Below are 12,925 nucleotides of genomic sequence, written 5' to 3'. Positions count from 1 at the left end.
GGCTTCAAGACCGTCGTCCCGGCGCAGGCCGGGACCCAATTGCGCTGCGTCACGCTGGCTTGAGCGCATGGACGCGAATACCCGGCGCGCCAGCGCCGACCAGCCCTGAAACAACACCTATAGACGACAACGCCCGGTCAAGACCGGGCGTTGTTTCACAGCAGAGCGGAGCAGGCGCAGGCGCAGGCGCAGGCGCAGCGTATCAGCCCGTCCCGCCCACCGTGACGCCATCGATGCGCAAGGTCGGCTGCCCCACGCCCACCGGCACGCTCTGGCCTTCCTTGCCGCATACGCCCACGCCCGAATCCAGGCGCATGTCGTTGCCGATCATCGAGATATTGTTCATCACCTCGGGACCGTTGCCGATCAGGGTCGCGCCCTTGACCGGATAGCTGATCTTGCCGTTCTCGATCATGTAGGCTTCGCTGGCCGAGAACACGAACTTGCCGTTGGTGATATCGACCTGGCCGCCGCCGAAATTCACCGCGTACAGGCCGTTCTTCACCGACGCCAGGATTTCTTCCGGATCCTTGTCACCGGCCAGCATGTAGGTATTGGTCATGCGCGGCATCGGCAGGTGGGCGAAGGATTCGCGGCGCGCATTGCCGGTGACCGGCATCTTCATCAGGCGCGCGTTCATGGTGTCCTGAATATAGCCCTTCAGGATGCCGTCCTCGATCAGGGTGGTGCACTGGGTCGGGTTGCCCTCGTCGTCCATGTTGAGCGAGCCGCGGCGGTCCTGCAGGGTGCCGTCGTCGACCACGGTCACGCCCTTGGCCGCGACCCGCTCGCCGATGCGCCCGGCGTAGGCCGACGAGCCCTTGCGGTTGAAGTCGCCTTCCAGGCCGTGGCCCACCGCTTCGTGCAGCAGCACGCCGGGCCAGCCCGGCCCGAGCACGATGGTCATCGGGCCGGCCGGGGCCGGACGCGCTTCCAGGTTCACGCAGGCCGATTTCACCGCCTCGGTCGCATACTGGTCGAGCAGTTCGTCGCTGAAGTAGCCATAATCGTAACGCCCGCCGCCGCCGGAGGAGCCGACTTCGCGCCGGCCGTTCTGCTCGGCGATGACGGTGACCGAGACGCGCACCAGCGGGCGGATGTCGGCCGCCAGCACGCCGTCGCTGCGCACCACCAGCACCACGTCGTATTCGCCGGCCAGGCCGGCCATCACCTGCACCACGCGCGGATCCTTGGCGCGCGCCATTTTTTCCACGCGCTCGAGCAGGTTCACCTTGGCGGTCGCGTCGAGCGAGGCCAGCGGATCATGCGGCAGGTAGAGCGAACGGCCACCGGTCGGGCGCGCCGCCGTGGCGATCTTGATCTTGCCGGAACCGGCGCGGGCGATGGTACGGGTCGCCGCCGCCGCATCGAGCAGCGCCGCTTCCGAAATATCGTCGGAATACGAAAACGCCGTGCGCTCGCCCGACACGGCGCGCACGCCAACGCCCTGGTCGATCGAGAAACTGCCGGTCTTGACGATGCCTTCTTCCAGGCTCCAGCCTTCACTCTTGGTGAACTGGAAATACAGGTCGGCATAGTCGACCTTGTGCGTGAACATCGAGCCCAGCGCCTTGAGGAGCTTGCCCTCGTCGAGGCCGAATGGCGTCAGCAGCACGTCGCGTGCGACCGCCAGGGAGGAAAGGTTCGGTTCGAATGGTTTCATTTTGCGTTCGATGTTCGTAGGGAGAAGGCATTGTGCCATATCCGGGCGGTCCGTACCGGACGGCAGCGGCTGGAAACGGGCCGGTCCAGGCCTACAGCTTGCGGTGCTTCAGGGCCGGCAGGCTTTCCCGCACGCCCGCCAGGAAGGCCTCGTCCAGCGCGCCCGCAATGACGCCCTCGCCTTCGCGCAGCACCGCTTTTACCTCGCCCCACGGATCGACCAGCATGCTGTGCCCGAAGGTGCGGCGGCCGTTGGCGTGCAGGCCGCCCTGGGCCGAGGCCAGCACATAGCACTGGTTTTCGATGGCGCGCGCGCGCAGCAGGATTTCCCAGTGGGCCAGGCCGGTCGTGTGGGTAAACGCCGCGGGGACCACGATCAGGGCGCATTCGCCCATCGCGCGGTAGAGCTCCGGGAAGCGCAGGTCATAGCACACCGACAGCCCGACCCGGCCGAACGGCGCCTCGAAGCTGCCGATGGCTTCGCCCGGCACGATGGTGCGCGCCTCGTCGTAGGATTCGCTGCCCTTGTTGAAGCCGAACAGGTGGATCTTGTCGTAGCGGCTCACGGCCTGGCCCTGCGGGTCGTAGACCAGGGTGGTGTTGAGCACCTTGCCTTCGCTGCCGGAGACCAGCGGCAGCGTGCCGCCGATGAGCCAGATGCCGTGCTCGCGCGCCAAGGCCGCCATGCAGTCCTGGATCGGGCCCGCGCCCTCGGCTTCCGCGTGGCGCACCTTGTCGCTGTCGCTCATGCCCATGATCGGCCAGTATTCCGGCAGCGCCACCAGCTGCGCGCCTTCACCCGCGGCCTGCGCCACCAGCCGGCGGGCGGTGGCCAGGTTGTCGCCAACCTGGGGCGTGGACACCATCTGCACTGCGGCTACGATTGTCATGTCAGTCCTTTTTGGCTGGGGGGCGCACCGCTGCGGGATCGCGGGCCGGCGGCGGCGGCGCGGGTGGGGGATTGTCGATCTTGACGATGGTCGGCGCCTTCCACGGCCCGGAAATGCGCATCTGGTAGGTGAGCGCCTTCATCACGGGCGCGCGCAGGAACAGCTGGGCCAGGTAGCTGCCGATGCCGATCACCGGGTTCACCGCCAGGCCGTAGACCAGCGGCCCGGTGCCGAGGTTGAACTCCGGGATCACCACCACCCGCAGGTTGGTCGTTTCGTTGGCGATGTCGGCGCTGCCGTCCATCAGGATGGTCGCGGCCACCCCGTGCATCTTGAGGTTCTCGGTGCGCAGCACGCCGCGCCCGATGATGGCGTTGGCGCTGATGCCATCGAAGGCCAGGCCTTCCGAGAACACGTCGTGGAAATCGAGCTTGAGCAGGCGCGGCAGTGCCTGCAGGCTCAGCACGCCGAGCAGCTTGGCCGCACCCGGGTCCTGGCGCAGGAACTGGCCCGACTCCACGTTCATCTCGATCTGGCCCGACAGGCTCGGGATGTCCATCGCATACGGCAAGCCGCTCCACGAAATATCGCCCGACATCTTGCCCTTGCCGCGGCGCAGGGTGTCGGGGAAGCCGAGGCGGTCCAGCAGCTTGCCGGCGTCGTCGATGTCGAGGATGAAGTTCAGGCTGGTGTTGCTCTTGCCATCCTTGGTCAGCCAGCGCCCGTTGGCCTTGAGCTGGCCGTCCGGGTTGTCGAGCTGCAGGCGGTTGATGCGCCATTCGCGCCCCGCCAGCGCCTGCACGTTGCTGGCTTGCAGCTCGAGGCGGCCGAGGCGCTTGTCGAACAGCTGGAACTGGTCGGCGACGATGTCGAGCGAAGGGATGGTGGCGCCGGCGCCGCGGTTCGATTCGAGCAGGTTCTTCACTTCCGCTTCGTCCGATTCCGGGATCACCAGCGAGGCCAGGCGCGCCGTGACCTTGCCCAGGCCCTGCCCGCTGCCCGACTCGGCCCAGGTCACGTAGCCGCTGGCGTGGCGCGAATGCAGGTTGGCCTGCCAGGTATCCTTCAGGTGGGTCGCGCCCAGCACCACGTCGGCCAGGCGCCGCTCGCCCACGGTCAATTCGCCCACGCGGCCGGCGATCACGGTCGGCACCACGTACTGGGTGAAGTCGCCGCCGGGAGCGGCGCCGGCAGCGGCGCCTTCGGCCCCGTCGCCCGCGATCGCCTTGCCGGCCGCGATCCAGCCATCGACGTTGAGCGCGCGCATGTTCACGTGGATCATCATGCCGCCGTCCGGTTCTGGCGCCGGCACATTCACCCCGACGCCGCCGCGCAGCACGGTCCAGGGCCCGCGCCCGGCCTTTTCGCGCAGGTAGCGCGCCGCCAGGTTCTCGCCCAGCGCCACCCGGATCTCGTCGCGCGCCACGCCGCCCACGGTAGGCTCGCCCGCCAGCACGAAACGCAGCGGCAGGCTGTCCGCCTGCGGCTTGTTCAGCGGCGCCGGCAATTCCAGCCCGAGGCCGGCCAGGTTCGATTCGAGCGTCACGGTGCGGCGCCCTTCGCGCACCACCACGCTGCCGGTATACGGCGTGCTGCCCGCCAGGCGCGCGGCCAGCCGGCCCAGCGCCGGCGCCGGCGCGGTGCGGCGCATGCCCTCGGCCGAGAGGGTGCCGCCGAGGCGGATCGCGATGCCGCCATCCTTCTGGGTGCCGCCCGACAATGCCAGCGGCCCGCCCAAGAAGCTGGCATTGATGCCGGTCAAGGCCACGCCGTGGTCCCAGAAATCGACCCGTCCGGTGGCCGCCTGCAGCGGCGGCAGTTCCGGGAACAGGCTCACGTCGTTGCCCAGCAATTGCAGGCTGCCCTGCACCTTGGTGTCGACCAGGTGGGCCAGCGGCATCTGCAGCTTCAGGCCCAGGCGCGCATTGCCGCTGCCGTGGGTTTCGTCGGTGAAATGGCCGATCCATTCCGGCACCGGGCTGGCCGCCACGTAGCGCAGGAATTCCTGCAGCGGAGCGGCAGCCACGCCGTCGATTTCCAGCATCTTCAGATCGCCCGCACCGAGGTCGGGGATCACGGCTTTCACGTTCGACAGCGCCACGCCCATGGTGCGCAGGCTGTCGCCGCGGATTTCCATGCGCGCGCGGTCGAACTCGATGCGCCCGTTGATGGCGTCGGCGAGCGGCCACTGCGGCGTGCCGTCCGGATGGCGGTGGCCGGGCGCGTACTCGAGGCGTGCGTTGTCCAGGCGGCCGGCGACGCGGAACTCGCCGCGCGCCCGTTCCAGCACATTGTTGGCGCGGAAGGGGAAGCCGGCCAGGTCGCCGCGCAGGCGGATGCTGGCGTCGCGCAGGGTGCCGCCCTGCAGCGCCCCTTCCAGCCAGTGGGCCAGGTGCTCGGGGGTGGCCAGCGGCAGGAAGCGGCCGGTAGACCCGATCGCGAAACCGTCGAGCTTGCCTGTGAAGTCGGCCGTGCCCGGGCCCTTGCCCGGCTCCAGCGGCAGCGTATGGCGGCCCGACAGCGAGCCGTTCAGGGCGCCCTGGGCGAACTGCAGCTTGTCCAGCTCGAGCAACAGCTGGCGGCCGGGCTCATGGGTCCAGCGCAGCTTGGCGGCGAACTGGTCGAAGGCCATCGAGGGCTGGGCGAACCAGGCCGGCATGTGCAGCACCATGGCGTTGGCGTCGACCGTCACGCTGCCGCTGCGCTCGTTGGCGTCGATGCTGCCGCTCAGGTTCTGGAAGCCGGGCGTGGCCGGGCGCGCCGGCAGCGCCGGCTGGTCCTCGCGTGCCGGCTGGGCGGCGCGGGCCGGCTGGGCATTGACGGCCAGGGCTTCGACGTCGCCGCGCAGGCGGAAACCGCGCAGCGCCGGGTAGCGCCCTTCCCACTCGGCCGACAGGTCGAGCAGGCGGCCGCGCGGCGCGTAATCCTGCAGCATCTGGCGCTGCTGCGGCGGCAGCGGCAGGTAATGGGCCAGGGTCGAGAGCGCCCCGATGTCGAGCTGGCGCGCACTCAGTTCGCCCTTTTCGGGCTTGCCGTCGCGCGCCGGGCGCCAGGATTGTTCCAGCGTGGCCGGCGGCAGCGCGCGGCCGTCGCGGGTGGTAACGGAGAAATCGGTGATGCTGATGGTGTGGCCATGGGCGCCGAAGGTGGGCTTGCCTTCGTCTTTGCCCGGCAGCATTTCCTCGCGCGCCGCCAGGCGTCCCTTGAGCGCTGCCAGTTCGAGCGGGGCGAGGGTGGCGCCGAGTCGGGCGTTGACGTCGGCCAGCGCCAGGTCGGCCGTGAAGCCGGCGATCCGGGCCTGGTCGACCGTCAGCCAGGCGCGCACCGAGCCGCGCCCGCTGGCGAGCTGGAACGGCAAGTCGACATGCCGATGCCAGGCCACCAGGTCGGCGTCGCGCAGGTTGGCGTACAGCTCGCCCTTCCAGCGCCTGACGTCGGCCGGGCGCGAACCGAAGCGGTGGCGGAACTGCGCGCGCACGTCGATCGGGCGCCCGAGCGCGCGCGGCGGCGTCGCGCGCAGGGCGAAGCGGTGGCCGCCGCCGAAGCGGTTCAGCAAGGCCATGGTGACCTTGTCCAGCACCAGGGTGGGCCGGCCGCGCAGCTCGTCGGTCCAGTCGATGCGGCCGTCGCGGATGACGATCTCGCGCTGGCGCAGCAGCCAGTCGGCGCCGCGCCCGTCGTCCTTCTTGTTGGGGTCGAGCCGCACGCCGGCCACGGTAAATACGCCGTCAAGCCCGCGCCGCACGTCCAGCTGCGGACGGGTGATCTCGAGCGCCTGCAGGCGCGGCTCGAAGGCCGCCAGGCTCCACCACGAGAGCGCGGCCGAGACCTGCGGCAGCACCAGCACCTGGCGCCCGCCGCGGTCGATCAGGCGCACGTCGCCCAGCGTGAGCACCGGGTGGATGCCCTGCCAGGAGGCGGCAAGGCGGTCGATGGTGACGCGGTTGCCGAGCGCGCGCCCGGCGGCGCGTTCGATGTCGCCCTTGTACAGGTCGATATTCGGCAGGATCGCGTAGCGCAGCGCCAGGAACAGCAGCGCCAGGGCGAAATACAGGAGCAGCACCAGCTTGACCGCGAAGCCGAGGAAGTGATGCGATGCCAGGTTCGCATAGCGATAGGCCGCGCGCAGCCGCTGCCAGCGCACGGCCAGCGGCAGGTGCGCTTCCAGCGCCTGCGGTTCCCGGTTGTCCATCAAGGTGCTCAAAAAGGCTCGCCGTAAATTGATTCTCTAATAACAGATCGCTTGCAACAGTCGCGGCGTCTACCTTACCATCGTGCAGGCCCCTGGCAGCACGGCGGGCAATTCTACCGCACGAACGTCCTGCCGGACGGCAAAACACACACTGGATCCCTGCCATGACCCCTGCTTCGCCAGCCTGCACCTCCCGCTTCCTGCAACGCTGGCTCGGCGCCGATCCGGCGCGCCAGGCCCAGCTCGACGAGCTGTCCCGATTATCGCTGGCCGGCGTCGACCTTGGCGCTTTGTTGGCCCGCGAACTGGACGCCGGACTGCCGCTGCCGCGCGCCATGCGGCGCCTGCGCAACCTGCTGGTCTGCGCCATCATCCGGCGCGACCTGGAGGGCCAGGCCAGCCTGGACGAAGTGGTGACCAGGATGACCAGCTTCGCCGACTTCGCCATCAAGACCCACGTCGCCGCCCTCACCGCCGAGCTGGTGGCCGCCCACGGCATGCCGGTCGGCGAGGAATCCGGCCGCCCCCAGCACCTGATCGTGCTCTCGATGGGCAAGGGCGGCGGCGGCGAGCTCAATGTGTCATCGGACATCGACCTGATCTTCGTCTACCCGGAAGACGGCGACACCGCCGCCGGTCCCGGCCAGCGCCAGCTGTCCAACCACGAATTTTTTGTCCGCCTCGGGCGCCGCCTCAGCGCCGCGCTGTCGGAAGTGATCGAGGACGGCTTCACCTTCCGGGTGGACATGGCGCTGCGCCCCAACGGCAACTCCGGCCCGCTGGCGGCCAGCCTGGCCATGGTCGAGGAATACCTGATTGTGCAGGGCCGGGAATGGGAGCGCTACGCCTGGGTCAAGGCGCGTGCGGTCACCGGCGAGCCGGAAGACATCGCGGCGCTCGACGCCGTGGTGCGCCCCTTCGTGTTCCGGCGCTACCTCGATTTCGGCGTGATCGATGCGATCCGCAACATGCACGCCCAGATCCGGGCCGAGGTCAAGCGCCAGGAGCGCCTGCACCCCGAGCGCAGCCACAATGTGAAACTGGGCCGCGGCGGGATCCGCGAGATCGAGTTCCTGGCCCAGGTGTTCCAGCTGATCCGCGGCGGGCGCGACCCGGCGCTGCGCGAACGCTCCACCCGCGCCACCCTGCGCCTGCTGGCCGAGCGCGAGCTGCTGACCCAGGACACCGTGGCGCGCCTGCTCGAGGCATATACCTTCCTGCGCAACCTGGAGCACCGCCTGCAATACCTGGACGACGCCCAGACCCACACCCTGCCGGCCAGCGAGGACGATCGCCTGGTCGTGGCCCGCATGATGGGCCTGCCGGATACCGCCACCCTCCTGCAGCGGCTGGAACAGCAGCGCACCTACGTCGCGGCCCAGTTCGACGCCATCTTCGCCGACAAGGCCGAGGGCGCCGACCCCGAAGCCACCCTGCTGGCGGATGACCCGGAAAACCGCGACGCCATCGCCGCCCGCCTGGCGCAGCTGGGCTACGACGACCCCGTTGCCGCCGCCACGCGCCTGGTCGCCACCCTGCAGGGCCCGCGCCTGGCCGCCCTGCCCGACGCCAGCCGCGCGCGCCTGCTGGCGTTGGGCGACGCCGCCCTTGGCCAGATCGCCACCGTGGTCAAGGAGGCCGGCATCGGCAGCCACGCCGCCACCCTCGGGCGCCTGCTCGACTTCTTCGAGGCCATCGCACGGCGCTCGGCCTACCTGTCGCTGCTGACCGAATACCCGCACACGCTCGAGCGCGTGATCCGCATGATCAATTCTTCGGGCTGGGCCGCCACCTTCCTGACCCAGCACCCGATCCTGCTCGACGAGCTGCTGGACGACCGCAACGAAGACGCCGGCAATCCCGGCCAGCTGGCCCAGCTGGCCGCCCAGCTCGACGCCCACCTGCAGGAGGCGGCCGGCGACACCGAACGCCAGCTCGACATCCTGCGCGAAGCCCACCACGCCCAGCTGTTCCGGCTGCTGGCGCTGGACCTGGCCGGCGAACTGTCGGTGGAGCGCCTGGCCGACCATTTGTCGGCCCTGGCCGACGCCATCGTCGGCGCCACCGTGCGCCACGCCTGGCGCGCCATTCCCAGCCGCCACCGCGAGGAGCCGCGCTTCGCCGTCATCGCCTACGGCAAGCTGGGCGGCAAGGAGCTGGGCTATGTGTCCGACCTCGACGTCATCTTCCTGTTCGACGACGACGACGACATGGCGCCGTCCAACTACGCCAAGCTGGCGCAGCGCTTCATCACCTGGAACACCGCGCACACGGCCGCCGGGATCCTGTTCGACATCGACACCGCGCTGCGCCCGGACGGCGCCAGCGGCATGCTGGTGTCTTCGGTCGGCGCGTTCGAGCGCTACCAGGCCAGCAGCGCCTGGATCTGGGAGCACCAGGCTCTCACCCGGGCCCGCTTCTGCGCCGGCGACGCCGCCATCGGCGAGCGCTTCGAGCGCATCCGCGAGGACGTGCTGCGCAAGGACCGCGGCAGCCAGGAACAGCAATTGAAGGACGAAGTGCTGGCGATGCGCGCGCGCATGCGCGGCGCCCATGCCAACCCGAGCGGCCTGTTCGACCTCAAGCAGGACCCGGGCGGGATGATCGACATCGAGTTCATCGTCCAGTACCTGGTATTGCGCCACGCCGCGAAATACCCGCAACTGACGGCAAACGCCGGCAACATCGCGCTGCTGCGCATGTGCGGCGACCTGGGACTGATCGACGCCGGCCTGGCCGGGGCGGTGGCGGACGCCTACCGGGCCATGCGCCGCCTGCAGCACCAGGTGCGTCTGCAGGGCCAGGAAAAAGCCCGGGTCGAGCCGCAGGTACTGGGCGCGCATCCGGCCCAGGTCGAGCGGCTGTGGGCGGCCTGTTTCGGAACCTGAGCAGCGCTAAAAAAAACGGCCGGCACCGCATTGGTGCAAATGCACTTTTCATAGGCGTTTTCCCCTATCGGCGCACAGCTTTCGTGCGCCTTTTTTCTATTGACTGGCGAGTCAGAGATTTCTTTGTATTAACTGTTGTTTTTCGTACATATCCGGCCTTTACGCATATTGACACTCGTCAACACGCGGTGATCTTATACACATGTGTATGCACTCAAAGCGTTACCGCTATCCGCGGTAAGCCAGTTCGCACAGGTTGTCCCTTTAAAACATAGAAACGTTGCCCTTCGGGGCGCAAGATGGAGAACACATGCAACAACGAACCAAGATCGCGGTGGCCGTCGCCGTCGCCCTCCAGTCGATGGTATCGATCGCGCAGGCTCAAGAGGCCCCTCAGCGCGTCGAGATCACCGGGTCGCGCATCCGCCAGGTCGACCTCGAGACCTCGCAGCCGATCCAGGTGATGACCCAGGAACAGATCCAGAAGTCGGGCCTGGTCACCGTGGGCGACATCATCGCGAACATGTCGTCCGCTGGTTCGCCTGCGTTCAGCAAGGGTGGCTCGCTGACCTCGAACCGTGAAAACGGCGGTCAGTACGCCAACCTGCGCAATCTCGGCTCGCAGCGCCTGCTGGTGCTGGTCAACGGCAAGCGCTGGACCCAGACCGTGGCCGGCCTGACCGACATGTCGACCATCCCGTCGTCGATGATCGAGCGCATGGAAATCCTGAAGGATGGCGCCTCGTCGATCTACGGCTCGGACGCGATCGCCGGTGTGGTCAATATCATTCTGAAGAAGTCGATGGAAGGCGGCCAGGTCAGCCTGTACGCCGGCCGCAATGAAAGCGTGGCCGACGGCCGCAACAAGGACTTCTCGCTCAGCTACGGCGCCGGCAATGAAAAAGCCTCGCTCATGTTCGGCCTGTCGCACACCGAAGCGGGCGCCGTCTGGTCGCGCGACCGCGAGTTCACGCGCTTCTCGCGCACCAGCGAATTCCCGCTCGAAGGCCTGGGCGGCGGTCCATGGGGCCGCATTCGCCAGGTCAGCGCCGCCGGCGGCGCCACCGGCTTCGACAAGATCCTGAACCACACCGGCGACCAGAACGCGCCGGGCGTCGGCCAGGATTCGCGCAATCCAACCAGCTACCACGATGTCGTCGGCGGTGCTCCGATCGCGGCGGACAACTTCAACACCACCTCGCAAATGGTGTTCGCAATGCCGTCCAAGCTGGACACCATCTTCACCAAGGGCGAACTGCAACTGCCCTACGACATGCGCCTGACCACCACCGCGATGTATGCATCGCGCAAGAGCCTGTCGACCGTCGCCGGTTACCCGCTGAGCTCGACGTCGCAGTCGAAGTACCCCGTCTACATCGACAAGGACAGCTACTTCAATCCGTACGGCAACCAGGTAGCCGGCGCCGGCCGCGGCCAGGACCTGTTCTTCTACCGCCGTACCATCGAGGTGCCGCGCACCACCGAGAACACCAACCGCACCCTGCACATCGACGCCACCCTGGAAGGTGATTTCGAGCTGCGCGGCATGCCGTGGAACTGGAGCGCAGGCTACAACCACAGCAAGGTCGACGGCAACACGGTTGGCGGCGGCAACATCAACCTGCTGAACCTGAAGAAGGCCCTGGGCCCATCGTTCCGCAATGCTGCCGGCACCATCCAGTGCGGCACCGCGGCAGCCCCGATCGCGCTGGCAGAGTGCACCCCGTTCGACATCCTGGGCGGACCGTCGGCCTCGACCCCGGCCGCGCTGAACTACATCATGTCGATGGGCGGCTACAACTACGGCAGCAAGGTCGACAGTGCCACCGCCGACATCAGCGGCGAAGTGTTCCAGCTGCCGGCTGGCGCCCTGGGCGTGGCCGCTGGTATCGAACACCGCACCGTGGAAGGTGAAGACCTGCCGGGCGAATTCCAGCGCTCGGGCTTCTCGACCGACCTGGCCGGCAACCCGACCAGCGGCCGCTACACCGTGCGCGAAGCCTACGCCGAGCTGAACATCCCGATCCTGAAGAACAAGCCGTTCATCGAATCGCTGAATGTCAACCTGGCTACCCGTTACTCGGACTACAGCAACTTCGGTTCGACCAACAACAGCAAGGCCAGCCTGACCTACCGTCCGGTCAAGGACGTGCTGTTCCGCGGCACCTGGGCTGAAGGCTTCCGCGCACCGACCGTGGGCGACACCTTCGGCGGCGGCCAGCAGAGCTTCGACAGCTACCTCGATCCTTGCGACACCGTCTTCGGCGATGCAGCGCGCAACACCACCGTGCTGGGCCGCTGCAACGCGGGCCTGGGCGGCGTGTCCGGCACCCCGGCAGGCTTCCGCCAGAAGACCCAGACCGGCGCCAACATCACCTCCAGCTCGAGTGTGCAGAGCTCGGTGCCGTTCAACGTCGGCGCCGGCAATGCATCGCTGCAGCCTGAAACCGCGGTCACCCGCACCCTGGGCATGGTGTTCAACCCATCCTTCGTGCCTGGCTTCTCGGCCGCGGTCGACTGGTACAGCATCCAGATCGACAACCGCATCGTCGGCGTGTCGTCGAACTACATCCTGGGCGAGTGCTACAACCAGGGCCAGGCCAACTTCTGCGGCCTGATCAAGCGTGACGCCACCGGCATGGTCATCGACCTCCAGCGCGGCAACGCCAACCTGGGCCAGATCAAGACCGAGGGCGTGGACGTCGAACTGCGCTATCGCCTGCCACGCTTCTCGTGGGGCCAGGTCAACCTGAAGAGCGAAACCACCTACCTCGACGAGTACTCGACCAAGAGCAGCGCCACCGCGCAGTGGATCGATTTTTCGGGTGACTACGACTTCCACCGCTGGAAGTCGAACTTCACCACCGATTGGTCGCTGGGCAACTTCAGCGCCACCTGGGGCGTGCGTTACCTGAGCGACGTCACCGACAGCTGCCTGAGCATCCCGAACCGCTGGCAGTGCAACGAGCTGACCACCCGCCGTCCGGGTGCCACGTCCGACGGCGCCAACCGCCTGTCCTCGCTGGTGTTCCACGACATCAGCCTGGGCTACAAGCTGCCATGGAACGCCAACGTCCGCGTCGGCGTGAACAATGCCTTCGACAAGAAGCCACGCTTCACCGTGCTGGGCGCCGCATCGTCGACTTATGTCGATGCCGACCTGCCAATCGATCGCTTCATCTACGCACGCTACAACCAGGCCTTCTGATTTCCTACTACGATCAGATGATCTGACGCAATTAAATTGCGTATAAAACCCGCCCGGCGCAAGCCGGGCGGGTTTTTTTCTTGAT

At 67.8% G+C, this 12,925-nt stretch carries 5 protein-coding genes; 2 read left to right on the top strand and 3 right to left on the bottom strand.

Annotation, left to right across the window (positions count from 1 at the left end; all coding sequences use genetic code 11):
• Window positions 1–202: 202 nt before the first annotated feature.
• From tldD to BM031_RS04240, 3 genes are all read right to left on the bottom strand, one after another.
• The gene (tldD, locus tag BM031_RS04250; protein WP_091871583.1) at window positions 203–1,663 is read right to left on the bottom strand and encodes a metalloprotease TldD; all 1,461 of its coding nucleotides are present in this window, start codon (window positions 1,661–1,663) and stop codon (window positions 203–205) included.
• A 91-nt stretch (window positions 1,664–1,754) separates the two neighbouring features.
• Window positions 1,755–2,552: a carbon-nitrogen hydrolase family protein gene (locus BM031_RS04245; RefSeq protein WP_229408532.1), complete on the bottom strand. Its 798-nt coding sequence runs from the start codon at window positions 2,550–2,552 to the stop codon at window positions 1,755–1,757.
• Window position 2,553: 1 nt separating this feature from the next.
• A complete protein-coding gene (locus BM031_RS04240; RefSeq protein ID WP_091871581.1) occupies window positions 2,554–6,744 on the bottom strand; it encodes a YhdP family protein in 4,191 nt (1,396 codons plus the stop codon).
• A gap of 164 nt (window positions 6,745–6,908) precedes the next feature.
• Here BM031_RS04240 and glnE point away from each other — a divergent pair, with 164 nt between their 5' ends.
• Window positions 6,909–9,632: a bifunctional [glutamate--ammonia ligase]-adenylyl-L-tyrosine phosphorylase/[glutamate--ammonia-ligase] adenylyltransferase gene (gene glnE / locus BM031_RS04235; protein WP_091871578.1), complete on the top strand. Its 2,724-nt coding sequence runs from the start codon at window positions 6,909–6,911 to the stop codon at window positions 9,630–9,632.
• A 310-nt stretch (window positions 9,633–9,942) separates the two neighbouring features.
• Window positions 9,943–12,840 (top strand): TonB-dependent receptor domain-containing protein, encoded by a 2,898-nt coding sequence (locus tag BM031_RS04230; RefSeq protein WP_091871576.1) that lies wholly within the window; start codon window positions 9,943–9,945, stop codon window positions 12,838–12,840.
• The last annotated feature ends 85 nt before the right edge of the window (window positions 12,841–12,925 follow it).

The sequence above is a fragment of the Massilia yuzhufengensis genome, assembly GCF_900112225.1.
Lineage (GTDB): Bacteria > Pseudomonadota > Gammaproteobacteria > Burkholderiales > Burkholderiaceae_D > Telluria > Telluria yuzhufengensis.
Note: the sequence above shows the minus strand (reverse complement) of the source record. Positions and strands in the feature narration are given on the sequence as shown.

Bases quoted from the DNA above. Each gene is read 5' to 3' on its own strand.
- BM031_RS04230 (WP_091871576.1), top strand. From the start codon at position 9,943: ATGCAACAACGAACCAAGATCGCGGTGGCCGTCGCCGTCGCCCTCCAG.
- BM031_RS04240 (WP_091871581.1), bottom strand. From the start codon at position 6,744: ATGGACAACCGGGAACCGCAGGCGCTGGAAGCGCACCTGCCGCTGGCC.
- tldD (WP_091871583.1), bottom strand. From the start codon at position 1,663: ATGAAACCATTCGAACCGAACCTTTCCTCCCTGGCGGTCGCACGCGAC.
- glnE (WP_091871578.1), top strand. From the start codon at position 6,909: ATGACCCCTGCTTCGCCAGCCTGCACCTCCCGCTTCCTGCAACGCTGG.
- BM031_RS04245 (WP_229408532.1), bottom strand. From the start codon at position 2,552: ATGACAATCGTAGCCGCAGTGCAGATGGTGTCCACGCCCCAGGTTGGC.